This window comes from Rathayibacter sp. AY1D2 (assembly GCF_002932695.1).
Taxonomy (GTDB): Bacteria; Actinomycetota; Actinomycetes; order Actinomycetales; family Microbacteriaceae; genus Rathayibacter.
In genome coordinates this window covers 15,081-37,475 of the sequence record NZ_PSVX01000030.1, presented here as the reverse complement: position 1 = coordinate 37,475, position 22,395 = coordinate 15,081, and the positions used below count along the sequence as shown (strand labels likewise).

Below are 22,395 nucleotides of genomic sequence, written 5' to 3'. Positions count from 1 at the left end.
CCGCCTCGCTCCTCCTACACTGGACCCTCGTGATCACGCTCGCCTGCTGCCTCCTGATCGTCAACGCCGTGTGGAACGCGATCGTCTGGCCGCCCTTCCTCCGCCGCGTCCGCAAGGACCCGCGGGCGCGCGACGCGGACGGCCGCGCGACGACCTTCCTCCGCGTGCACACGGTGCTCATCGGCGTGTCGCTCGCCCTCGCCGTGGTCTCCCTCGTCGTGGGAGTGCTGGGACTCGTCCGGGGCGCCTAGGCCCCGGCGGGCGCGGCCTCTGTGCTTCGGTATCGTGGTCGGAGTCCGCCCCCGTAGCTCAGCGGATAGAGCAGGAGCCTTCTAATCTCTTGGTCGCAGGTTCGATTCCTGCCGGGGGCACCATCGGATCGGGAGCGCGCCGGTCGCCGTCCCTAGCTTGTCCCGGTGGCGTGCGGATCAGCGTCGACGCCTCGCGCCCGTCCTTCGACCGCGTCGCGGCCTCTCCTCGAGCGGCGCTGCGCTGCGCTCCTCCGAGGAGTGACGCCCGGCACCCACGGGGTTTTCCTCCGCTCCGGTGACCCTCGGACGAGGACTCGCGGTCGCTCCACCAGTAACACACCGGCAAATCGGAGGCAACACCGGCGTGTTTCCCACCCGAAGTCGTTTGAGTGTCATTCAGGCACCTAATCTTGGGGTGTCCGGAATTACAACGACGTAACGAACGGAGGTACGACCATGCTGCTCCTCGCCATCCTCGGTGGAATCGCCGTCGCGTGGACGATCGTCGCGGCGCCCCTCGCCGTACTGGTCGGCCGAGTCGCCCGTGCACGTGATGCACACAGCTAGTCAGTACACGCACCGCCCGCACCACGGAGAAGGCCCCGATCGCACTCGCGATCGGGGCCTTCTTCTCGTAGTCGGGAGCACTCAGAACGAGCTGCGCTCCTGGCCTCGGTCGTCATCCGAGGCGGACCGCTCGAACCGGGCCTCGTCCGCCCGGACGACGGCCTCGTCATCGGCCGGCACGTCGGCGCGGTCTCCGTCGGCCGGAGCCGACGGCGTCGCGTCGTGCTCCGCGTCCGGCTGCGGCTCGGCGGCAGGAGCCGAGCGCTGCGGGTCGACGGGCGGCAGCTCCTCCACGGGACGCTCGCGCGACGGCACCTCCAGGCGGTCGACGTCGGCGAGCAGGCGGCGGGTCTCCTCCTGCGAGGCGTCCCCGGCCGACGCGGGGAGGACGATCGTGGGCGTCTGCGGGGCTGCAGAGCCGGAGGCGGAGCCCGCGCCGACGACGACCGGTGCGACGGCGGTCGGTGCGGCGGCCGGGGGAGCGGTGCGCTGGGGAGCGGCCTCGGCGGTGCTCGCGGCCCGATCGGACGACGGAGCGGACTCGGCGGAGCGGTCTCGACCCGTCTCCGAGAAGCGCCAGCGCTCGAGGTCGGCGAGGAAGGCCTTCCGGGCGCGCCCGGGCTTGTCCCGCCACTGCACGAGGCGGTCGCGGAACTCGCCCACGCTCGCCTGCGTCTGGTAGCCGCCGGTGCTCGACGTGTGCTTCAGCTCGGCGAGCTCGTGAGCGGCCCAGTTGGCCGCGACGCCGGAGCCCTTGACGGGCAGGAGGCGGAGGTGCGTCTCGGCCTGCGCGGACGCGCGGTCGCTGAGGACGCGCTCCGGGCTGCTGAGGACGTTCCAGGCCGAGGCGTCGACCGCGGCGTCGACGAGCGTCGCGATGACCGCGTTCTTCCGCTCGTGATCCTGCTGACGGATGAGGCGCGCGATGGACGCTCGGAAGACGGAGGCGATCACGATCGCTCCGACCACCACGGCCAGCAGGACCACAGCGGCCGTGAAGACCGCCTGGTGCCCGTCGCTCGTGCGGATCCAGGACATGAACTCGTTCCACCACTGCATGGGGCGAACGCTATCCGGGGCGGTCGCCGCGGCCCGGTCGGCACGCCGCCGACCGGGCGGATCGGCGCGTCAGGCGACGCGGAAGACCTCGATCGCGTCGTCGACGCTCCAGAACTCGCCGAGCTCGGCGCCGGCGGGCATGCCCGCCCGCAGCAGCCTGGCGCGGTACCGCTCGCCGAGCGGATCCTCGACCAGCTCGATGTGACCGACCACGGCGCCCGAGCCGGTGCTCACGCGCCACAGCCGGGCGTTGACCCGGGTGAGCGTCGGCGGGGTGCGGGTGGCGTGCAGCGTGGACAGGGACATCGGTTCCTCCTGCTCGAGTCTCGGAGCACCCACCGGCCGAGTGCTGTCGCAGACTACGGCCGACCACCGACATCCCCGCCGGGGCGTCAGCGCAAGGTCGTGCCGTGCACCGCGAACTCCTCGATCGCGTCGATCTCCTCCTGCGAGAGGGGGCCGGCGTCCAGCGCGGCGACGTTCTGCTCGAGCTGCGCGACGCTCGACGCGCCGATGATGGCGCTCGTGACGGTGGGCACCCGGAGCACCCAGCTCAGGGCGAGCTGGGCCAGCGACTGGCCGCGCTGCTGCGCGATCGCGTTCAGGCCGCGGGCCCGTTCCAGGTACGCCTCGTCGATCCGGTCGGAGGAGAGGAAGCGCGACGTCGCCGCACGGGACCCCTCCGGCACGGTGCCGTCGAGGTAGCGGTCCGTCAGGAGCCCCTGCGCCAGCGGCGAGAAGACGATGCAGCCGGTGCCGAGCTCGTCGAGCACGGGGAAGAGGCCGTCTTCGGGTCCGCGGTCGAAGAGCGAGTAGCGGGGCTGGTGCAGGAGGAGCGGCACTCCGCTGCCCGCCAGTGCCGCCTGCGCGGCCCGGGTCTGCTCGGGCGAGTAGTTCGAGATGCCGGCGTAGAGCGCCTTGCCCGACTCCACCGCCGAGACGAGAGCGCCCATGGTCTCCTCGATCGGAGTCTCCGGGTCCGGCCGGTGCGAGTAGAAGACGTCCACGTAGTCGACGCCGATCCGCTGCAGGCTCTGGTCGAGCGAGGAGAGCAGGTACTTGCGCGAGCCGCCGTCCCCGTACGGGCCGGGCCACATGTCGTATCCGGCCTTGGACGAGATGACGATCTCGTCGCGGTACGGGCGGAGGTCCTCCGCGAGGATGCGGCCGAAGGCCGTCTCGGCGGCGCCGTAGGGCGGTCCGTAGTTGTTCGCGAGGTCGAAGTGGGTGACGCCCAGGTCGAACGCGCGGCGGAGGATCGCGCGCTGCGTGTCGAGGGAGCGGTCGGATCCGAAGTTGTGCCAGAGGCCCAGCGACAGGGCGGGCAGCAGCAGGCCGCTCCGTCCGGTGCGTCGGTAGTCCATGCGGTCGTAGCGGGCGGGGGCGGCGTCGTAGCTCACGCCGCGACTTTATTGCAGGGGGCGGATCCGCGGAATGCAGGGGGCGGTGAGCGTGTTGGACCGACTGACGCCTCCGGCACCCCGGACGCGTCGACGCGACAGGAAGTGAGTCACACGCAATGCGCACATTCGTACTCGCCGGAGGATGCTTCTGGTGTCTGGACGCCGTCTACCGCGTCCTCGACGGCGTGACCGACGTCGTCTCCGGCTACACCGGCGGCCGCACGACCGAGCCCGACTACGAGGACGTCTGCTCCGGGCGCACCGGCCACGCCGAGGCCGTCGCCGTCACCTTCGACCCCGAGGTCATCCCCGAGCAGGTCGTCCTCGACGTCTTCTTCACCCTGCACGACCCGCGACAGCTGAACCGCCAGGGCAACGACGTCGGCACGCAGTACCGCTCGGCGATGTTCTACTCCTCCGACGAGGAGAAGGAGCTGTTCGAGACCGCGCGCGACCGTGCGTCCGAGTGGTGGGACGGCCCGATCGTCACCGAGATCTCGCCGCTGGGCGTCTACTACCCCGCCGAGGACTACCACCAGGACTTCTTCGCGAAGAACCCGGGCCAGGGCTACTGCATGGCGGTCGCACTGCCCAAGGTGAACAAGATCCGCAAGTCCTACTCGAGGTACATCACCGCGTCGTAACGCTCCTCCACAGGGGACGATCCGCTCGTCCTCTCCCCAGAAGGGCCCGCCTCCACCTCGGAGGCGGGCCCTTCGTCGCGACACTGGCCCTGCGGCGCCCGAGCGGTACCAGCCCCCTCCGCCCGGGCGCCGTGCCCGTCGCAGTCGTGGCGGGGCAGGAGTAGAGAGGACACGACCATGACCGACACGCTGACCGTCATCGGGACCATCGGCACCGAGCCCCGGAGCATCGACACCTCCAGCGGCACCGCGATGACCAGCTTCCGGCTCGCCTCGACGCAGCGGCGCTACGACCGCTCGGAGCAGCGCTGGGTCGACGTCTCGACCAACTGGTACACCGTCACCGCGTTCAACGGCCTGGCCGGCAACGCGCTGTCCTCCCTGTCGCGCGGCGACCGGATCCTCGTCACCGGGCGGCTCGGGGTGAGGGCCTGGGAGGCGGGAGGCAAGGCCGGTACCGATGTGGTCCTCACGGCCGAGGGCATCGGGCACGACCTCGCCTGGGGGACCAGCAGCTTCACGAAGACCGTCGGGCGCGCCTCTGCTCCCGCCCCTGCCGCCGAGCCCGCGTGGAGCGAGGAGGCGCCGCGCGAGGGCGCCGCGGCGGGGGACTGGGGCGCGTCGGGCCATGACCGCGGTGATGCCGTGCCCGATCCGCCGGTGGCGGCGGGCGTCGGCGGAGGCGCTCCCGGTCTCTCGGTAGGATCCGGGGAGACCCCGTTCTGATCCGGGGGACCGGAGCGAGAGCCGTCCCGGTCGGGAGGAGCCGGGCGTGACACGGAACCGAGCGGCCCGCATCGCGCTCGTGCTCGGCGGTCTCGCCGTCTGCCTCTCCGGTTGCACGTCGCCGTCGGCACCGGATCCCGTGGTGTCCTCCTCCGCGGCCGAGGCGCCGGCACCGGCGGAGTCCGCCGCACCCGTCGCCTTCGTGCCGGGCGGGACGACGGAGCAGAACCTCCCCGTGTTCGAGCAGACCCTTCGCGCGGCGGCCGAGCCCGATCCGGAGGTGAGCGGCTCCAGCGTGGTCGACGCGCTCGTCGCGGCGGGGTTCTCCCGCGAGTCGATGCAGCTGACAGCGGACGAGACCTCGGTCGGACTCGACGCGGACTCGGTGCAGGTCTCCGTCAAGCTCGGGGAGTCGTGCCTCATCGGCCAGTACGGCCCGAAGAGCGGCGGGGTGCGGGCGGTGATCGCGGCACCGATCGCGACCGGCGCCTGCCTGGTCGGCCGGACCGTCCCGATCCAGGGCTGACGCGCCGGCCTCGACCGGGAACCGCTCCACCATGAGCCCCGGTCGGGGTCGGAAAGGACGAAAGGATCCTCGACAAGGCCCCTCGCCCGTCGAGTCCGAGAGCGCCCTGTGTTCGCCCGTCGCTCCTGCAGGACCCCTCCGACCGGTGCGGATCCGAGCAGGAGGACAGCCTCGTGCGAGCGGACCGGTCGACGATCCCGGTGGTCGGCGGCGCCCTCCCCTCCCCGGGACGCCGCTCAGCACGGTTAGGCTGCCCTGACCGACACGTGTGCCCCAGCGCGGGCACCGCGACGGACGTGCCGACGGGAGTGCTCGGCACGAGGACCACGACGAGGGGGAACTCGCCATGACCACATCCCGACCGCAGACGACGACGCGAGCGAGGTGGAGGCGCGCCGCCATCGCGGTCGCGAGCACGGCAGCCGTCGTCCTCGGAGTGACGACAGGAGCCGGAGCGGCCGCCGCCGAGCAGGAGCGTCTGTCCGCGCAGGTCAGTCCCTATAACTGGTCGACGACGGAGACCTTCTCGGCCGCCCAGACCGCTGCCGTCGCGGGCGACGTCACCGGGCTCGACGTCACGCTTTCCGACTCCGCTCGGCCGACGGGACCGTACCCGGCGTTCACGACCTACAACTGGGCCATCGGGGACTACGACCTCGCCGGGTCGGCGACCCTCGCGTCCGGAAGTCGCAGCTTCCGCATCGACCTGAAGCAGCCCCTCGCCTCGTTCGGCAGTGGAACCGTCGCTCTGCAGATCACTGCGCAGAAGCAGCCGATCAAGAACCCCGAGGAGCCGATCGGCCAGCCGGTCGACAGCGGCTACGAGCTGACCACGTCGGCGACCCTCTCCGTCGCCGGAGCCTCCGGCAGCGGCGGCGTCGGCGGGGTCGACCTCAGCGGGACCGCGCAGACGCTGCAGCGGAGCGCCGCGTACTTCGCGTACAAGAAGTACGTCGACGTCGTGGAGGTCAAGGGCGGCGACACCGTCGTCCTCGAGTCCAACCGGGAAGGCTTCTACGACCTCCAGGGGCTCGCCGCCTACGTCGGTCCCAGCAGGACCGAGCGGATCCCCGCCCAGGTGGTCGCGGACAACGATCAGTCCAAGGTCACCGTGACGATCCCGTCCAGCGCCTACGACGCCTATAAGGACCGCGTGAGCAGCCTGCTCCAGGTCACCGGCGTCAGCAACGGCAGGGTGGACCAGCCCCGCGGAGCGACCATCACGTCGGACGCCGCAGTCCGCGTCACGGGAAGCGGAGCCACCACCCCGCCGGTCACGCCGACCCCGACGGCCACCGCGACCACCCCGCCGGTCACGCCGACCCCGACCACTCCTCCGGTCACGCCCACGCCGACCGCAACGCCGACGGCCCCGCCCGCCGGCTCGCCGGTCGTCTCGCGCATCTCGGGCACCGACCGTCAGGGCACCGCGGTCGAGGTGTCCAAGCGCACCTTCCCGGCGAACGTCCCCGTCGTCTACGTCGCCACCGGGCAGAACTTCCCGGACGCGCTCAGCGCCGGACCCGCCGCGGCCAAGGCGGGCGGGCCGCTGCTCCTGGTCGACCGCGACTCGATGAGCCAGGTCGTCCGCACCGAGCTGACGCGTCTCAAGCCCGCGAAGATCGTCGTCGTGGGCTCCGAGCTCAGCGTCGGCAGCCAGGTCTACAACGACCTGGCCGCGTATGCGCCGAAGGGGAAGACCACACGCATCGGCGGAGTCGACCGCTACGACACCTCGAAGCTGATCCTCCAGGACGCCTTCAGGGGCGGCTCCTCGATGGCCTGGCTGGCCACGGGCGAGAAGTTCCCCGACGCCCTGAGCGCCAGCGCCGCAGCCGGCGCGAATCGCGCTCCGGTGGTGCTGACCAACGGAACCGGCTCCACGGTGGACCCCCTCACCCAGCAGATCATCAGCGACCTCAAGGTCAGTAGCTTGACGATCGCGGGCTCCTCGCTCTCGGTCAGCGCCGGCATCGAGCGCTCGATCACGGGCCCGATGATCACCCGCATCGGCGGGACCGACCGGTACGACACCTCGGAGAAGCTGAACAAGGCGGCCTTCACCTCGGCGAAGACCGTCTACCTCGCGACCGGTGAGAAGTTCCCCGACGCCCTGGCCGGAGCCACGGCGGCGGGCTACACCGGGAGCCCGCTCTTCGCGGTCCAGCCCACCTGCGTGCCCCGGGCGGTCCTCGCCGACATCACCGCGTCCAAGGCGACGCAGGTGATCCTGCTCGGCAGCACGGACACGCTGTCCGAGGCGGTGGAGCGCCTGACGCCCTGCAGCTGATCCGCACCGTCGTCCGCTGACGCGATCCGCCCTCCCCACCGGCCCGGCCGGAGCGGAGGGCGGTCCGCGTTCAGGCGCTCCCTCCGACGCGGACCGGCGAGTTCCCGTTATCCTCGACTGGTGCGGACGGTCCCGCGGCCTGCGCTCCGCGTCGGCCGGGGCCCGGCGTCCCGCCCCGGTCCGAGCCTCCGTCAGCGCCTCCGCGCGGAGCAGGGGACCGGCGGGCGACCCGACTCCGCGCAGACCGACGGACTTGAGGACTGGGCATGGCTGAATACATCTACTCGATGGTGCGCGCGCGGAAGGCGGTCGGCGACAAGCTGATCCTGGACGACGTCACCATGTCGTTCCTGCCGGGAGCGAAGATCGGCGTGGTCGGGCCCAACGGCGCCGGCAAGTCGACGATCCTGAAGATCATGGCGGGGCTGGACACGCCGAGCAACGGCGAGGCGCGGCTCAGCCCGGGCTACACCGTCGGCATCCTGATGCAGGAGCCCGAGCTCGACGAGACCAAGACGGTACTCGAGAACGTCCAGGAGGGCGTGGGCGAGATCAAGGGCAAGATCGACCGCTTCAACGAGATCTCCCTCGCGATGGCCGACCCGGACGCCGACTTCGACAGTCTCCTCGCCGAGATGGGGACCCTGCAGGAGGCGATCGACGCCGCCGACGCCTGGGACCTGGACTCGCAGCTGGAGCAGGCGATGGACGCGCTGCGCACCCCGCCGGGGGACTCCCTCGTCACCAACCTCTCGGGTGGCGAGAAGCGCCGCGTGGCGCTCACCAAGCTCCTCCTGCAGAAGCCCGACCTGCTGCTGCTCGACGAGCCCACCAACCACCTCGACGCCGAGAGCGTGCTCTGGCTCGAGCAGTTCCTCTCGAAGTACCCCGGCGCCGTGCTCGCCGTCACCCACGACCGGTACTTCCTCGACAACGTCGCGGAGTGGATCGCCGAGGTCGACCGCGGCCACCTCTACCCCTACGAGGGCAACTACTCGACGTACCTCGAGAAGAAGAGCGCCCGCCTGGAGGTCCAGGGCAAGAAGGACGCCAAGCTCGCCAAGCGGCTCACCACCGAGCTCGACTGGGTGCGCAGCAACGCCAAGGGCCGTCAGGCCAAGTCGAAGGCGCGCCTGGCGCGCTACGAGGAGATGGCGGCCGAGGCCGAGAAGACGCGCGTGCTCGACTTCGAGGAGATCGTCATCCCGGTGGGACCCCGTCTGGGCTCCCAGGTCATCGACGCGAAGAAGCTGCACAAGCAGTTCGGCGAGCGCGTCCTCATCGACGACCTCAGCTTCACGCTGCCCCGCAACGGCATCGTCGGCGTCATCGGCCCGAACGGCGTCGGCAAGACAACGCTCTTCAAGACGATCGTGGGCTTCGAGCCGCTCGACTCGGGCGACCTGAAGATCGGCGAGACGGTCGACATCTCCTACGTCGACCAGAGCCGCGGCGGCATCGACCCGCAGAAGAACCTGTGGGAGGTCGTCTCCGACGGGCACGACTACATCACCGTCGGGAAGACCGAGATCCCCTCCCGCGCCTACGTCTCGCAGTTCGGCTTCAAGGGCCCGGACCAGCAGAAGAAGGCCGGCGTCCTCTCCGGTGGCGAGCGGAACCGCCTCAACCTCGCGCTGACGCTCAAGCAGGGCGGCAACCTGCTCCTGCTCGACGAGCCCACCAACGACCTGGACGTCGAGACCCTGGGCAGCCTCGAGAACGCGCTCCTCGAGTTCCCGGGCTGCGCCGTGGTGATCACGCACGACCGGTGGTTCCTCGACCGCATCGCGACCCACATCCTCGCCTACGAGGGCACCGAGGACGATCCGGCCACCTGGTACTGGTTCGAGGGCAACTTCGAGGCGTACGAGGAGAACAAGATCGAGCGCCTCGGCCCGGACGCGGCGAAGCCGCACCGCTCCGCGTACCGCAAGCTCACCCGCGACTGATGCGCCTGCACGTCGCCATCCCGCTGCGCTGGTCGGACTTCGACGCCTACGCGCACGTGAACAACGCCGAGATGCTGCGCCTGCTCGAGGAGGCGCGCATCCAGGCGTTCTGGAAGCCGGACTCGCCGCAGCCCGGCGGGATGGCGACGGCGGTGCTCGACGCACGGCCGGGCGCCGAGTCGATCAGCCTCATCGCCCGGCAGGAGATCGAGTACCTCGCGCCGATCCCGTACATGCGCGCGCCGATCGACGTGGAGCTGTGGATCGGGCGGATCGGCGGGGCGAGCCTCGAGGTCTGCTACGAGCTCTACTCGCCCGCCGGCGTCGTCCCGCGGGTGCTCTTCACGAAGGCGGCCACCACTCTGGTGCTGGTCACCGCCGCGACGGGCAGGCCCCAGCGCATCCCGGAGGAGCTCCGCGAGGCGTGGGGCCCCTACGTCGAGGAGCCCATCACCTTCTCTAAGCGGGGCTGAGCTCAGCCCAGGGGGACGCGGACCATGCCCTCCTGGGCGACGCTCGCCACGAGCACGCCCTCCTGCGTGTAGATGCGCCCGAGCGAGAGCCCGCGTCCGCCGGACGCGCTCGGCGCCTCCTGCACGTAGAGGAGCCACTGGTCCACGCGCGCGGGGCGGTGCCACCACATCGCGTGGTCGAGGCTCGCGATCCGCAGGCCGGGCGTCGTCCAGGCCGCACCGTGCCGGCGGAGCGTGGATTCGAGGATCGTGTAGTCGCTCGCGTAGGCGAGGGCGGCGCGGTGCAGCATCGGATCGTCCGGCAGCGGTCCGAGCGAGCGCATCCACACGCTCTGGTGCGCGACCCGCTCGGGGTCGGCCCGGAGGTACACCGGCTGCTCGACGTGCCGCACGTCGAAGGGGCGCTGCGTGGCCCAGAAGCTGCCGACCGGGTGGTCGACCCCCGCGAGGATCTCAGCGGTGCTCGGCAGCGACTCCGGGTCGGGGATCCCCTCCGGCATCGGCGCCTGGTGGTCGAGGCCCTCGTCCTCGATCTGGAACGAGGCGATCATCGAGAGGATGGGGCGTCCGTTCTGGTAGGCCTGCGTCCGACGGGTGCAGAAGGAGCGGCCGTCGTGGATCCGGTCGACAGAGAACGTGATCGGCAGGGAGACGTCCCCGGGGCGGAGGAAGTACCCGTGCATCGAGTGCACGGAGCGCCCCTCGACGGTGCGACCGGCCGCGATGAGCGACTGCGCGAGCACCTGGCCGCCGAAGACTCGCCCCTCGGGCATCCACTGCGAGGGACCCGTCGAGATGTCCTCGCTGGTGCGGGCGCCGTTGTCCGTCAGGTCGAGCGCGGTGAGGAACGAGGACAGGGGATCGGGCACGGTACCTCCGGGGTGTCGGGCGGTCGGGCGAGCGGCCTCGGGTAAGTTTATCGACGCGATGAGTTCGTCCTTCTCCCTGGCGGATCCGCCCAGCCTGTCGGATCTGCGCGTCTTCCTCGGCCGTTCGGCCCGGGTCGAGGACGGTGCGGTCCGGCTCCTCGCCGACGACCACGTGCTGGCCGCCTACACGCCGATCCTCCAGCCCCGCGGTCTGCTCGACCGCTCCGCGACCGTGCTGGGCCTGCGCGTCTTCGCGCTCGACGAGCCCGCCGGTTTCGACCGGGTCGTGCCGATCCGTGCGCTGTCGGACCGCATCGCCCGCCTTCAGTGGGAGCCGGGCGGAGCGGACGGCAAGCCGGTCGTGCTGCCCGACGGCGACGACGCGACGGCGGGGCCCTGGGCGGGCGTCTCCCCGCCCCGCGGCGGCTGGACCCGGCGCGAGCCCGTGGACCCGGGCTTCCTGGAGCGCGTCGCGCGCGAGGGGATCGATGAGATCGCGGCGGCCGTCGGCTCCGAGACGGGCGAGCAGATCGTCGGCCGCGTGAGGTCGAGCGTCTGGGGCCGCCCGCTCGACGGCCTCGAGGACGTCCCGGCGGGAGCGGCGTTCGCCCTCTTCGCGCTCGGGTTCCTCGGCGCCGACGACCCGGTCGCCCTGCTCGAGAGCGGCGCCTGGCGCCGCCTCACCTCACGGCGCGGACACGTGCTGGTCCGCACCCCGGGCTGAGCGGCTACTCCTCGAAGGTGTTCACCATCGCGTGGGCGGCGCGCTCCAGGTAGTCCCAGAGCAGGGCGTCGTCGGCCGGAGCGAGCTCGAGATCGTCGACGGCCGTCCGCATGTGCTGGAGCCAGTGGTCGCGGGCCTCGGGGTTGATCCGGAACGGCTGGTGCCGCATCCGCAGGCGCGGGTGGCCGCGTTCCTCGCTGTAGGTGCCCGGGCCGCCCCAGTACTGCTCGAGGAAGCCGGTCAGCCGCTGGATCGCGCCCTCGAGGTCGTGCTCGGGGTACATCGGCCAGAGGACCTCGTCCTCGCGGACGCCCTCGTAGAAGCGGCGGACCAGGCGCTCGAACGTCGGCCGGCCGCCGATGTGCTCCCAGAAGCTGCGCAGCGGAGGCGTGCCGCCGATCTGCAGGCCGCTCACGAGCGCGCTCCCGTCGCGCCGGAGGTGCCGCCGCCGTCCTGGGGCGGCGTCCCGCTCCCGCGCCGCAGCGCGCGGGGGAGCCGCACGGGCTTGCCGTGCTCGGTGCTGATCGTGGGGGAGGGCGTGGTCCGCGGCGGCTTGGCGCCTCCGACGCTCGTCGCCCCCTCGAAGCCCTCGAGGACGACGGTGGCCAGCGAGGGGAGCTTCACGTCGAGCGCGTCGAGCGACTTCTTCAGGCGCAGGCGCAGCTCGCGGGCGACGTCGTCCTTCGCGGTGGTGCGGGTCTTGACCACCACCCGGATGACCAGGGCGTCGTCGGCGATGGACTCCAGGCCCCAGAGCTCGGGCTTGTCGATGATCCGGGCCCGCCAGCGGCTGCTCGCCGCCAGCTCGTTCGCGGTCGCGAGGACCGTGGACTGCACCTGCTCGAGGTCCGTCTCGTAGGGCACGGCCAGGTCGACGATGACGCGCGACCAGCCCTGCGACATGTTCCCGACCCGGACGATCTCGCCGTTGCGGACGAACCAGAGGGTGCCGTTGACGTCGCGGATCTGCGTCACGCGGACGCCGACCGACTCGACCACGCCCGTCGCCTGCCCGGTGTCGACGACGTCGCCGACCCCGAGCTGGTCCTCCGCGACCATGAACAGCCCGTTCAGGACGTCCTTGACGATGTTCTGCGCGCCGAAGCCGAGGCCCGCGCCGAGGGCGGCCGTCAGCAGGGCGAAGGAGCCGATGAGGTCCTTGTCGATCGTCGTCACGATCATGACCAGGGCGATGACGACGATCAGGATCGAGCTCAGGTTGTTGAGGATCGACCCGAGCGTGCGCGTGCGCTGCACCACCCGCACGGCCGCGAGCGGCGACGCGGCGATCGACTGGGTGTCCTCGACGCGCTGGCGGCGCTTCACTCCCGACACGATCTGATCGACGACGCGGCCGATCACGAAGTGGGCGATGACGCGCACCAGCAGCGCGCCCAGCACGATCCCGAGGATCGCGACCACCTTCCAGAAGGGCTCGGATTCGAAGAAGGAGACGGTGGCGGCGACAGGGTCCGGGGTGGAGGTCTGAAGAAGCAGCATGACCGCTCCAGGCTACGGGACGCCTCCCTCCGAGACGGGTGCACGAGCCCCGAGCGCGTATAGATTCGAGGCGGGTCCGCTCGGACCCGGACACCGCCCTGGGAAGGACGCCCGATGCTCCACTCCACCCGGACTCCCGCCGAGAAGCGCCGCCTCTTCCGCGAGCGCCTCGCCTCGGGCGAGCTGCTGCAGCTGCCCGGCGCGTTCACTCCGCTCTCCGCGCGCCTCATCGAGGCGAAGGGCTTCGACGGGATCTACGTCTCGGGCGCCGTGCTCTCGGCCGAGCTGGGGCTGCCGGACATCGGGCTCACCACGCTCAGCGAGGTGGCCGGCCGCTCGCAGCAGATCGCGCGCCTGACCGACCTGCCCGTCCTCGTCGACGCGGACACCGGCTTCGGCGAGCCGCTGAACGTCGCTCGCACGGTGCAGATGCTCGAGGACGCCGGAGTCGCGGGGCTGCACATCGAGGACCAGGTGAACCCCAAGCGCTGCGGGCACCTCGACGGCAAGGCGGTCGTCGACGAGGCGACCTCGGTGCGCAGGATCGCGGCCGCCGTCGACGCGCGCCGCGACTCCGACCTGGTGATCATGGCCCGCACCGACATCCGCGCCCTCGACGGCCTGCCGGCCGCGATCGACCGCGCCAAGCGCCTCGTCGACGCCGGAGCCGACGCAGTGTTCCCTGAGGCGATGCGCGACCTGTCCGAGTTCGAGGCCGTGCGCGCCGCGATCGACGTGCCGATCCTCGCCAACATGACCGAGTTCGGCAAGAGCGAGCTGTTCACCGCGCAGCAGCTCGCCGACGTCGGCGTGAACGTCGTGATCCACCCGGTCTCGCTGCTCCGGATCGCGATGGGCGCCGCGATGCGGGCACTCGACGCCCTCAAGGCGGAGGGCTCGCTCCGCTCGGAGGTCCCGGGCATGCAGACGCGCGCCGAGCTCTACGAGCTCCTCGACTACGCCTCGTACAGCCGCTTCGACGAGGGCGTCTTCGACTTCTCGCTCGCCGACCACTACGGCGCCTGAGCGCGCCGACCCGCACGAACCGGCGGCGCTCCCCGGCGCCGCCGCCCGCCTCTCGCGAAGGAGCGAAGGATGAGCACGACCGATCAGGACATCCGCAAGGGACTCGTGGGGGTCGTCGTCGACACGACGGCCGTCTCGAAGGTCGACCCGGCGTCGAACTCGCTGCTCTACCGCGGCTACCCCGTGCAGGAGCTCGCGGCGGGGACCTCGTTCGAGGACGTGGCCTGGCTGCTCTGGCACGGCGAGCTCCCCACTGCGGAGGAGACGGCCGGGCTGGCCGCCGTGGAGCGGGCCCACCGCGCCCTGGCCCCCGAGGTGCGCACCGTGATCGACCTGCTGCCTCTGTCGGCGCACCCGATGGACGTGGTGCGGACGGCGGTGAGCGTCCTGGGCGCGCTCGAGGAGGATCCGGACGCCGACGCTCCCGAGGCCGTGCTGGAGCGCTCCGTGCGGCTCTGGGCGGCACTGCCGGCGATCGTCGCCTACGCCCAGCGCCGCCTGCGCGGCCTCGAGCCGATCGAGCCGCGCGACGACCTCGACTACTCCGAGAACTTCCTCTGGACGACCTTCGGCGAGGTGCCGGAGCCGGTCGTCGTCGACGCGTTCCGCGTCTCGCTGGTGCTCTACGCCGAGCACTCCTTCAACGCCTCAACCTTCACGGCCCGCGTCGTGACGTCGACGCTGTCGGACGTCCACTCCGCCGTGACCGCCGCTGTCGGAGCGCTCAAGGGACCGCTCCACGGCGGGGCGAACGAGGCCGTGCTGCACGTGCTCGACGAGGTCGGCACCGGACCGGAGGCGGACCGGCGGTCCCGCGAGTGGCTCGCCGAGGCTCTCGGACAGCGCCGGAAGGTCATGGGGTTCGGCCACCGGGTCTACAAGTCGGGCGACTCGCGGGTGCCGACCATGGACGCCGCTCTCCGGCGGCTCGCCGAGCACGAGGGGGCCGGCGAGATGATGGAGCTGTACGACGCCCTGGCCGCGGCGATGGCCGAGCGGACGGGGATCCTGCCGAACCTCGACTACCCGTCCGGCCCCGCCTACCGGCTGATGGGCTTCGACACCGGGATCTTCACTCCGCTGTTCGTCGCCGCGCGGGTGGTGGGCTGGACGGCCCACGTGATCGAGCAGCGGGGCTCGAACGCACTCATCCGGCCGCTGTCCGCCTATGACGGGCCGGAGCGCCGCTCGGTCCCGCAGCGCTAGGCGCCGGGAGCGGGGAGAGCCGCCCGGTCCCGCAGCGCCGAGCGCCGGGGGACCGGGCGGCTCGCTGTCAGGCCCGGGTGTCGCGCTCCTGGGCGCGGAGCGCACGCTCCACGCCCGCCAGGTTCTCGATCACGAGTCGGCGCAGCGCCGGGACCTCCGGGTTCGCGTCGAGCCAGGCGCGGGTGGCGTCGACGATCTCCTGCGAGGGCGTGGCGGCCGGGTAGAAGCCGACGACCAGGTACTCGGCGATCTTGTAGCTCTTCGACTCCCAGAGGGAGCGGAGAGCGTCGAAGTAGACCGGGACCATCGCGTCGAGCAGGCGCGGGTCGGCGGCGCGCTGGAAGCCCAGGCCCGTCGAGCGGACGATCGTGTTCGGTGCCGAGTCGTCGGCCGTGACGGAGTCCCACGCCGCGCGCTTCGCCTCCGCGGTCGGCAGTGCGGCACGGGCGTGCGCGGCCGACTGCTGGCCGGTCGCCGTGTTGTCCGAGGCGAGCGCCGCGTCGATGTCGTCCGCACCGGCCCGCCCGCCGGCGACGAGAGCGATCAGCAGCTCCCAGCCGAGGTCGGTGTCGATGTCGAGGCCGTCGAGAGCGGTGGAGCCGTCGAGCAGCGCCTGCACGGCCTCGAGGTGCGCAGGGGTGGACGCGATCGCGGCGAAGAACTTCACGAACTGGAACTGCGCGTCGCTGCCCGGCTCGGCGCTCTGCGCGAGCGTCCACAGCTGATCGCCCGCCTCCTCGACGACCTCGGCCCGGTACTCCGGAGCGACGTACTGGGTGGCTGTGGCGACGAGCTGGTTGAGCACCGTCCGCAGGGTCGTGGACTCGGTCTCGGTCGCGACGTTGCCCAGGACGAGGCGGACGAAGTCGCGCGGCGCCGACTCGGCGTCGCGGGTCGAGTCCCAGACCGAGCCCCAGACCAGCGAGCGGGCCAGGGGGCTGTCGATGCTCGCGAGGTGCTCGACGGCCACGGCGAGCGAGGCGTCGTCGAGGCGGACCTTCGCGTAGGCGAGGTCGTCGTCGTTGAGCAGCACGAGCGCCGGACGGGTGCGGCCGATCAGCTCGGGCACCTCGGTGCGCTCCCCGTCGACGTCCAGCTCGAGGCGGTCGACGCGGACGAGGCGCTCGCCCTCGAAGTCGTACAGGCCGATCGCCAGGCGGTGCGGGCGGATCGTCGGGTACTCCTCGACCGCGGTCTGCAGGATCGCGAAGGACGCGATCGCTCCGCTCTCGTCGACCGCGATCTCGGGGCGGAGCGTGTTCACGCCGGCCGTCTCGAGCCACTGCGCCGACCACTCGGTGAGGTCGCGCCCGCTGGTGGCCTCCAGCTCGACCAGCAGGTCGCGCAGCTCCGTGTTCGAGAAGGCGTGCTTGACGAAGTACTCGTGGACGCCGGCGAGGAACTCCTTCTCGCCGACCCACGCGACGAGCTGCTTGAGCACCGAGGCGCCCTTGGCGTAGGTGATGCCGTCGAAGTTGACCTGGACGTCCTCGAGGTCGTTGATGGTCGCGACGATCGGGTGGGTCGAGGGCAGCTGGTCCTGGCGGTAGGCCCAGCTCTTCTCCATCGCGGCGAAGGTGGTCCACGCCTCGGTCCACTCCGTCGCCTCCGCGGTGGCGAGGGTGGAGGCGTACTCGGCGAACGACTCGTTGAGCCAGAGGTCATTCCACCACTTCATCGTGACCAGGTCGCCGAACCACATGTGGGCGAGCTCGTGGAGGATCGTGACGACCCGGCGCTCTTTGATCGCGTCCGTCACCTTGGAGCGGAACACGTAGGTCTCGGTGAAGGTCACCGCTCCCGCGTTCTCCATCGCGCCGGCGTTGAACTCGGGGACGAACAGCTGGTCGTACTTCGCGAACGGGTACGGGACGCCGAACTTCTCCTCGTAGAAGGCGAAGCCCTGCTTCGTCTTCTCGAACACGTAGTCGGCGTCGAGGAACGGCGCGAGCGAGGCCCGCGCGAAGACCCCCAGCGGGATGGTGCGGCCGTCGGAGGAGACGAGCGAGTCGGTCTCGACCACGTAGGGTCCGGCGACGAGGGCCGTGATGTAGGAGGAGATGCGCGGGGTGGGCTCGAAGCTCCAGGTCGCGATCCCCTCGCCCGCCGGGACCGGCTCGGGAGTGGGCTGGTTCGACACGACCTGCCACTGCGCCGGCGCGGTGACGGTGAAGCGGAACTCGGCCTTGAGGTCCGGCTGCTCGAACACCGCGAAGACGCGGCGGGAGTCGGGCACCTCGAACTGCGAGTACAGGTACACCTCGCCGTCGACGGGGTCGACGAAGCGGTGCAGGCCCTCGCCCGTGTTGGTGTAGAGCGCGTCGGCGACGACGGTGAGCTCGTTGTCCGCGGCCAGGGAGTCGAGGCGGATCCGGACGCCGTCGGCGACGTCGGCGGGGTCGAGCTCCGCGCCGTTGAGGGTGACGGAGTGGACCGTGCCCGTGACGGCGTCGATGAAGCTCGAGGCGCCCTCGGTGGCGGAGAAGCGCACCGTGGTCGTGCTGAGGAAGGTCTCGGCTCCCCGGGTCAGGTCGAGGGCGATGTCGTAGTCGTGCACCTGGATCAGCGAGGCGCGCTCCTGCGCCTCGCTCCGGGTGAGGTTGTCTCCTGGCACGGGGGTGCTCCATCCGTTCGTCTCGGGCGCTGCCGCGGGCGCCGGGGTGCGGGCGCCGCCGGTCCACCCTAGAGCTGCCGGGACCCGCCGTGGAGCCCCGCGGCGCCGATCCTGCGGAGCCGCCGGGGACCGCGGACGCGGCCCCGGCGAGCGGCGTAGCGTGTCCCCATGACCTCTGTGGACTTCTGGTTCGACCCCTCCTGCCCGTGGGCCTGGATGACCTCGCGATTCGTGGACGAGGTGACCCCCGCGCGCGACCTCGACGTGCAGTGGCACATCATGAGCCTCGCCGTCCTCAACGAGGACAAGGACGTGGACGACTCGTACCGCGCCTTCCTCCCGCGCGCGCTGCGCTACACGCGCCTGGTGGCCGCCGTCGCCGAGCGCGAGGGCCGCGAGCACGTGAAGCCGCTCTACGACGCGCTCGGCACCCGGATCCATCCGGGGGGGCGCACCGACGTCGACGCGGTGATCGCCGAGTCGCTGGCCGAGCTCGGCCTGCCTGCGGAGCTCGCCGCCCACGCCGACTCGGGCGAGTACGACGAGCCGATGCGCGCCTCCCACTTCGACGGGATCGAGCGGGTCGGCCAGGACGTCGGCACTCCGGTGATCGCGATCGGCGACGTCGCCTTCTTCGGCCCCGTCATCTCGCCGATCCCGAGGGGCGAGCAGGCGCTGACCCTCTGGGACGGCATCGTCGCCGCCGCCTCCTTCGACGGCTTCTTCGAGCTCAAGCGCTCGCGGACCCGCGACCCGCAGTTCGACTGAGCCGACCCGCGGTACTCTGGCTCCCGGCCCGGGCACCGCGGGCCCCAGACGGCTCTTCCGAAGGAGTTCTCTCGTGCGCATCCACATCGCCACGGACCACGCAGGGCTGGACTTCAGCCGTCACCTGATCGAGCACCTCGGCGCCGCCGGTCACGACGTGATCGACCACGGCCCCACGTCCTACGACCCGCTGGACGACTACCCGTCCTTCTGCATCAACGCCGCCGCCGCGGTCGTCCGCGATCAGGAGGCGGGGGTCGAGGCCCTCGGCGTCGTCTTCGGCGGCTCGGGCAACGGCGAGCAGATCGCGGCGAACAAGGTCGCGGGCGTGCGCGCGGCGCTCGTGTGGAACCTGAGCACCGCCGTGCTGGCACGCCAGCACAACGACGCGAACGTCATCTCGATCGGGGCCCGCCAGCACTCCGTCGAGGAGGCCACCGGCTTCATCGACGCGTTCGTCGCCGAGCCCTTCACCTTCGAGGAGCGGCACGTGCGCCGCATCGCGCAGCTCGCCGAGTACGAGGCCACCGGCGACATCGCCGGCCGGGTCGTCGACTCCGCCGCGAAGGAGCGCTGAGTGCCCGAGGGGCACTCCGTCCACCGGATCGCCCTGCAGTTCGAGCGCGACGTCGTCGGGCACCGCGTCGCGACCAGCAGCCCCCAGGGCCGCTTCACCGAGGGAGCCGCGCTCCTCGACGGGCGCGAGGTCCTCGAGTCCACGGCCGTCGGCAAGCACCTGCTGCTGCGCTTCGAGGGCGACCTGACGCTGCACGTCCACCTCGGCCTCTACGGCGCGTGGGACTTCCTCGGGCACGTCTCGCCGCTGTTCCCGGACGGGAAGGCCGGCAGCAGCATCGGCGCTCCCCGGCGTCGCCGCGCCGTGCGCCTCTCCGAGACGGAGCACGAGACCGACTCCGATCTCGACGAGTTCCCGCCGCCGCCCGTGGGCGCGGTGCGCGTGCGCATCATGACGGACGAGACCGTCGCCGACCTGCGCGGCCCCACCGCCTGCGAGGTGATGGACCCCGCCCAGGTGGAGGCCCTCCTCGCCCGCCTCGGTCCGGATCCGGCCGACGACGACTCCGACGAGGCGCGCGACCGCTTCGTGAACCGGCTCCGCAGGACGGCGACGCCGGTCGGGCTGGTGCTGATGGACCAGTCCGTGGTCAGCGGCATCGGCAACATCTACCGCGCGGAGCTGCTCTACCGCGCCGGCCTCGACCCGCACACTCCCGGCAAGCAGGTGCCGCTGGAGCTCGCACAGGAGCTGTGGCGGGACTGGGCGGACCTGCTCGAGGACGGCATCCGGACCGGGATGATGATCACGCGCCGCGGCCTGACGAAGACCGAGCGCTCGAAAGCCGTCCGCAGCCGCGCCGAGCGCAACTACGTCTACAAGCGCGAGGGCCTGCCCTGCCGCGTCTGCGGCACGAACGTGCTGCTCGAGGAGATCGGCGCGCGCAAGCTCTACTGGTGCCCGGTGTGCCAGTCGTGAGCGCCGGTGGAGAGACGCCGGCCCGGTCCCGCGCCCGCCGAGCCGTCCGCCCCGCGCTCCGCGAGGCCGCCCGATGACCGGCGGTCTCCTGCTCCGGGGCGCCCGCCTCCTCGGCTCGTCCCGACCCGGTGCCGTGCTCCTGCGCGACGGCCGCGTTGAAGCAGTCGGACCGGACGCCGCCGCCGCCCCGGGCGACGAGGTGCGCGACCTCGACGGGCGCTGGGTGCTCCCCGGCCTCTGGGACGAGCACGTCCACTTCTCCCAGTGGGCGATGACGGCCCCGCGCCTGGACGTCTCGTCGGCGGACTCGGCCCGCGGAACGGCGGACGCGGTCCGACGTCGCCTGGCGGAGGAGCCCGCTACCGGCACGCTGATCGGCTTCGGCTTCCGCGACGGCCTCTGGCCGGAGCCGCCGACGACCGCGCTCCTGGACGAGGTCTCTCCGGAGCGGCCCGTCGTGCTGATCAGCGGCGACCTGCACTGCGCCTGGCTGAACTCCGCCGCGTACCGGCGCTACGCCGTCGCTCCCGAGCCCGAGCTGCTGCGCGAGGACGCCTGCTTCGAGCTCGTCACCGCACTCGGAGCCCTCGGCGACGACGAGCTCGACGCGCTCGCCGACGCGGCGGCCCGGCGGGCTGCGGCCCGCGGGGTGGTCGGCGTCGTCGACCTCGAGATGCGCTGGAACGCGGGGGACTGGACCCGTCGCGTCGACGGCGGAACCCGCTCCCTCCGCGTCGACACCGGCGTCTACCGCGACCACCTCGACCGCGCCCTCGCGGAGGGACTGCGCACGGGCGACGAGCTCGACGGCGGTGACGGCCTGCTGCGGATGGGCCCGCTCAAGGTCCTGATCGACGGCTCCCTCAACACGAGGACCGCCTACTGCGCCCACCCGTACGCCGACCACGACGGCTACGGCGTCCTCACCGTGGAGCCCGCCGAGCTGGACGAGCTGCTCGCCCGCGCGGCCGCCGGGGGCATCCGCTCCACCGTGCACGCGATCGGAGACGCCGCGGCGACGCTGGCTCTGGACGCGCTCGGCCGGGTCGGCGGGGGCCGGATCGAGCACGCTCAGCTGCTCGCGGAGACCGACCTTCCGCGGTTCGCCGCGCTCGGCGTGGAGGCCGGAGTGCAGCCCGCGCACGCGCTCGACGACCGCGAGGTGGCGGAGCGGTACTGGCCGGGACGCACCGGCCGGGCGTTCCCGCTGCGCTCGCTGCTCGACTCCGGGGCCCGCGTGGTGCTCGGCTCGGACGCTCCGGTCGCTCCGCTCGACCCGTGGGTCGCGATCTCGGCCGCGGTCGCGCGGGCGCTGCCCGGCGACGAGCCCTGGCATCCGGAGCAGCGGGTGAGCGTCGAGGAGGCGATCGTCGCCTCGACCCGGGTGCGCCGGCTCAGGCCCGCGGCCGGCGATCCAGCCGATCTCGTGGTGGTCGACCGCGATCCGCTCGCCGCCGACGCGGGAGCCCTCCGATCCATGCCGGTCGCCGCGACCCTCCTGGCGGGCCGCTTCACGCACGGCGGCTGACCCGCGCCCGTCGCGACATCGGCTGCTCCGGATCGCGCGAACGGGCCCGGGAACGACGACGGCCCGCGGGATCCGAGGATCCGCGGGCCGGTCGAGGCGTGGTGCTCAGCTCTCGCTGACGTGGGCGAAGAGGAACCAGCGGTCCTTCTCGAGGCCGCGGCCGATCTCGATCGCGACGTCCTGGCTGCTCGAGTCGATCTCGGCGAGCTCGGCGATCGCCGTGTTGACGGTCGCGATGGCGACGTCCATCTGGCGGATGATCTCGACGATCGCGTTCTCGGAGCGCTGGAAGCCGGGGGTGAGGGGTTCGGACCGCGTCTCCGAGGCGACGGTCTGGATGCGGGCGTCGACCGGGAGGCCGAGGGCGACGACGCGCTCCGCGGCGAGGTCGGCCCACTCGATGGCGCGGCCGACGATCGCGTCGAGCAGCTCGTGGACGCCGATGAAGTTGGCGCCGCGGACGTGCCAGTGCGCCTGCTTGCCGTTGACGGCGAGCGCGGTCATCTCGACGACGACGGGGCTGAGGAACTGGGCGACTCCGGATGCGACATCCGGGTTCGACGAGGTGAGCGACGTGACGGACGTGGTGGACATCGTCTGGTCCTTTCGAGAGGGGGTGACTGATCGTCAACAGTACGCAGATCCCCCGGCGCCGCAAGGAAGCGCAGGCTCGGCTCAGTCCGGTGAAGGACAGGCTCACCTCGGTCGCGGAGGGGCGTCACGGGGGCTTCCCCCCGGGTGCCCGGAGCCGTGCCGCCGGTACGCTCGACCGGGTCG

Annotated in this window: 22 protein-coding genes and 1 tRNA gene; 15 read left to right on the top strand and 8 right to left on the bottom strand. The window is 71.9% G+C overall.

From position 1 onward, the window contains the following. Nucleotides 1–29 precede the first annotated feature (29 nt). The gene (locus tag C5D04_RS09540) at nt 30–251 is read left to right on the top strand and encodes an SCO4848 family membrane protein (protein WP_104223717.1); all 222 of its coding nucleotides are present in this window, start codon (nt 30–32) and stop codon (nt 249–251) included. Between the two features lie 47 nt (nt 252–298). Next, nucleotides 299–374 (top strand) — tRNA-Arg (locus C5D04_RS09535). A 525-nt stretch (nt 375–899) separates the two neighbouring features. Here C5D04_RS09535 and C5D04_RS09530 read toward each other — a convergent pair. The 3 genes from C5D04_RS09530 to C5D04_RS09520 all read right to left on the bottom strand — a co-directional run bounded on the left by C5D04_RS09530 (nt 900) and on the right by C5D04_RS09520 (nt 3,277). Continuing rightward, nucleotides 900–1,877, bottom strand: coding sequence for a hypothetical protein (locus C5D04_RS09530; protein WP_104347646.1), 978 nt, complete (start codon nt 1,875–1,877; stop codon nt 900–902). A gap of 69 nt (nt 1,878–1,946) precedes the next feature. Continuing rightward, nucleotides 1,947–2,183 (bottom strand): hypothetical protein, encoded by a 237-nt coding sequence (locus C5D04_RS18190; protein ID WP_104223715.1) that lies wholly within the window; start codon nt 2,181–2,183, stop codon nt 1,947–1,949. Between the two features lie 86 nt (nt 2,184–2,269). Further along, nucleotides 2,270–3,277 (bottom strand): aldo/keto reductase, encoded by a 1,008-nt coding sequence (locus C5D04_RS09520; protein WP_104267238.1) that lies wholly within the window; start codon nt 3,275–3,277, stop codon nt 2,270–2,272. A 119-nt stretch (nt 3,278–3,396) separates the two neighbouring features. Here C5D04_RS09520 and msrA point away from each other — a divergent pair, with 119 nt between their 5' ends. The 6 genes from msrA to C5D04_RS09485 all read left to right on the top strand — a co-directional run bounded on the left by msrA (nt 3,397) and on the right by C5D04_RS09485 (nt 9,888). After that, a complete protein-coding gene (gene msrA, locus C5D04_RS09515; protein ID WP_104223713.1) occupies nt 3,397–3,924 on the top strand; it encodes a peptide-methionine (S)-S-oxide reductase MsrA in 528 nt (175 codons plus the stop codon). A 177-nt stretch (nt 3,925–4,101) separates the two neighbouring features. Beyond that, on the top strand, nt 4,102–4,650 hold the full coding sequence (locus C5D04_RS09505) for a single-stranded DNA-binding protein (protein WP_104347644.1): 549 nt from the start codon (nt 4,102–4,104) through the stop codon (nt 4,648–4,650). Nucleotides 4,651–4,696: 46 nt separating this feature from the next. Then, nucleotides 4,697–5,176: a DUF6993 domain-containing protein gene (locus C5D04_RS09500; protein ID WP_104223710.1), complete on the top strand. Its 480-nt coding sequence runs from the start codon at nt 4,697–4,699 to the stop codon at nt 5,174–5,176. A gap of 346 nt (nt 5,177–5,522) precedes the next feature. Further along, on the top strand, nt 5,523–7,466 hold the full coding sequence (locus C5D04_RS09495) for a cell wall-binding repeat-containing protein (protein ID WP_104347643.1): 1,944 nt from the start codon (nt 5,523–5,525) through the stop codon (nt 7,464–7,466). Nucleotides 7,467–7,732: 266 nt separating this feature from the next. Further along, nucleotides 7,733–9,415 (top strand): energy-dependent translational throttle protein EttA, encoded by a 1,683-nt coding sequence (ettA, locus tag C5D04_RS09490; protein ID WP_104347642.1) that lies wholly within the window; start codon nt 7,733–7,735, stop codon nt 9,413–9,415. Then, complete coding sequence (locus C5D04_RS09485) at nt 9,415–9,888, top strand: thioesterase family protein (RefSeq protein WP_104223707.1); 474 nt, start codon at nt 9,415–9,417, stop codon at nt 9,886–9,888. Before ettA ends, C5D04_RS09485 begins: the two co-directional genes overlap by 1 nt. 2 nt (nt 9,889–9,890) lie before the next feature. On the opposite strand, the gene C5D04_RS09480 is transcribed toward C5D04_RS09485, so the two are convergent. After that, entirely contained in the window at nt 9,891–10,757 is an 867-nt protein-coding gene (locus C5D04_RS09480; protein ID WP_258068879.1) for an acyl-CoA thioesterase II, read from the bottom strand. Nucleotides 10,758–10,815: 58 nt separating this feature from the next. Here C5D04_RS09480 and C5D04_RS09475 point away from each other — a divergent pair, with 58 nt between their 5' ends. Continuing rightward, the gene (locus C5D04_RS09475; RefSeq protein ID WP_104347641.1) at nt 10,816–11,481 is read left to right on the top strand and encodes a hypothetical protein; all 666 of its coding nucleotides are present in this window, start codon (nt 10,816–10,818) and stop codon (nt 11,479–11,481) included. Between the two features lie 4 nt (nt 11,482–11,485). On the opposite strand, the gene C5D04_RS09470 is transcribed toward C5D04_RS09475, so the two are convergent. Both C5D04_RS09470 and C5D04_RS09465 read right to left on the bottom strand, forming a co-directional pair. Then, nucleotides 11,486–11,896 carry a globin gene (locus tag C5D04_RS09470; protein ID WP_279630823.1) on the bottom strand — a complete coding sequence of 137 codons (411 nt, stop codon included), beginning with the start codon at nt 11,894–11,896 and terminating at the stop codon, nt 11,486–11,488. Then, nucleotides 11,893–12,981 (bottom strand): mechanosensitive ion channel family protein, encoded by a 1,089-nt coding sequence (locus C5D04_RS09465; RefSeq protein ID WP_104347640.1) that lies wholly within the window; start codon nt 12,979–12,981, stop codon nt 11,893–11,895. Before C5D04_RS09465 ends, C5D04_RS09470 begins: the two co-directional genes overlap by 4 nt. A gap of 114 nt (nt 12,982–13,095) precedes the next feature. On the opposite strand from C5D04_RS09465, the gene prpB reads away from it, so the two are divergent. Both prpB and C5D04_RS09455 read left to right on the top strand, forming a co-directional pair. Then, complete coding sequence (prpB, locus tag C5D04_RS09460) at nt 13,096–14,007, top strand: methylisocitrate lyase (protein ID WP_104223704.1); 912 nt, start codon at nt 13,096–13,098, stop codon at nt 14,005–14,007. A 69-nt stretch (nt 14,008–14,076) separates the two neighbouring features. Then, nucleotides 14,077–15,213 (top strand): bifunctional 2-methylcitrate synthase/citrate synthase, encoded by a 1,137-nt coding sequence (locus tag C5D04_RS09455; RefSeq protein WP_104267232.1) that lies wholly within the window; start codon nt 14,077–14,079, stop codon nt 15,211–15,213. A gap of 67 nt (nt 15,214–15,280) precedes the next feature. Here the strand turns inward: C5D04_RS09455 and pepN are convergent, their stop codons facing one another. After that, a complete protein-coding gene (pepN, locus tag C5D04_RS09450) occupies nt 15,281–17,827 on the bottom strand; it encodes an aminopeptidase N (RefSeq protein ID WP_104347639.1) in 2,547 nt (848 codons plus the stop codon). A 168-nt stretch (nt 17,828–17,995) separates the two neighbouring features. Here pepN and C5D04_RS09445 point away from each other — a divergent pair, with 168 nt between their 5' ends. From C5D04_RS09445 to C5D04_RS09430, 4 genes are all read left to right on the top strand, one after another. Next, a complete protein-coding gene (locus C5D04_RS09445; RefSeq protein WP_104347638.1) occupies nt 17,996–18,595 on the top strand; it encodes a DsbA family protein in 600 nt (199 codons plus the stop codon). Between the two features lie 73 nt (nt 18,596–18,668). Beyond that, nucleotides 18,669–19,172: a ribose-5-phosphate isomerase gene (locus tag C5D04_RS09440; protein WP_104223700.1), complete on the top strand. Its 504-nt coding sequence runs from the start codon at nt 18,669–18,671 to the stop codon at nt 19,170–19,172. After that, nucleotides 19,173–20,090 carry an Fpg/Nei family DNA glycosylase gene (locus tag C5D04_RS09435; RefSeq protein WP_104254926.1) on the top strand — a complete coding sequence of 306 codons (918 nt, stop codon included), beginning with the start codon at nt 19,173–19,175 and terminating at the stop codon, nt 20,088–20,090. A 73-nt stretch (nt 20,091–20,163) separates the two neighbouring features. After that, nucleotides 20,164–21,618, top strand: a complete 1,455-nt coding sequence (locus C5D04_RS09430) for an amidohydrolase (protein WP_104347637.1) — start codon at nt 20,164–20,166, stop codon at nt 21,616–21,618. 105 nt (nt 21,619–21,723) lie between these two features. Here C5D04_RS09430 and C5D04_RS09425 read toward each other — a convergent pair whose 3' ends face one another. Beyond that, on the bottom strand, nt 21,724–22,212 hold the full coding sequence (locus C5D04_RS09425) for a Dps family protein (protein ID WP_104347636.1): 489 nt from the start codon (nt 22,210–22,212) through the stop codon (nt 21,724–21,726). Nucleotides 22,213–22,395: the final 183 nt, after the last annotated feature.

Excerpts from the sequence above, each read along its gene's own strand:
- C5D04_RS09530 (WP_104347646.1), bottom strand. The coding sequence starts at position 1,877 with ATGCAGTGGTGGAACGAGTTCATGTCCTGGATCCGCACGAGCGACGGG.
- C5D04_RS18190 (WP_104223715.1), bottom strand. The coding sequence starts at position 2,183 with ATGTCCCTGTCCACGCTGCACGCCACCCGCACCCCGCCGACGCTCACC.
- msrA (WP_104223713.1), top strand. The coding sequence starts at position 3,397 with ATGCGCACATTCGTACTCGCCGGAGGATGCTTCTGGTGTCTGGACGCC.
- C5D04_RS09505 (WP_104347644.1), top strand. The coding sequence starts at position 4,102 with ATGACCGACACGCTGACCGTCATCGGGACCATCGGCACCGAGCCCCGG.
- C5D04_RS09495 (WP_104347643.1), top strand. The coding sequence starts at position 5,523 with ATGACCACATCCCGACCGCAGACGACGACGCGAGCGAGGTGGAGGCGC.
- ettA (WP_104347642.1), top strand. The coding sequence starts at position 7,733 with ATGGCTGAATACATCTACTCGATGGTGCGCGCGCGGAAGGCGGTCGGC.
- C5D04_RS09485 (WP_104223707.1), top strand. The coding sequence starts at position 9,415 with ATGCGCCTGCACGTCGCCATCCCGCTGCGCTGGTCGGACTTCGACGCC.
- C5D04_RS09475 (WP_104347641.1), top strand. The coding sequence starts at position 10,816 with ATGAGTTCGTCCTTCTCCCTGGCGGATCCGCCCAGCCTGTCGGATCTG.
- C5D04_RS09465 (WP_104347640.1), bottom strand. The coding sequence starts at position 12,981 with ATGCTGCTTCTTCAGACCTCCACCCCGGACCCTGTCGCCGCCACCGTC.
- prpB (WP_104223704.1), top strand. The coding sequence starts at position 13,096 with ATGCTCCACTCCACCCGGACTCCCGCCGAGAAGCGCCGCCTCTTCCGC.
- C5D04_RS09455 (WP_104267232.1), top strand. The coding sequence starts at position 14,077 with ATGAGCACGACCGATCAGGACATCCGCAAGGGACTCGTGGGGGTCGTC.
- C5D04_RS09445 (WP_104347638.1), top strand. The coding sequence starts at position 17,996 with ATGACCTCTGTGGACTTCTGGTTCGACCCCTCCTGCCCGTGGGCCTGG.
- C5D04_RS09430 (WP_104347637.1), top strand. The coding sequence starts at position 20,164 with ATGACCGGCGGTCTCCTGCTCCGGGGCGCCCGCCTCCTCGGCTCGTCC.
- C5D04_RS09425 (WP_104347636.1), bottom strand. The coding sequence starts at position 22,212 with ATGTCCACCACGTCCGTCACGTCGCTCACCTCGTCGAACCCGGATGTC.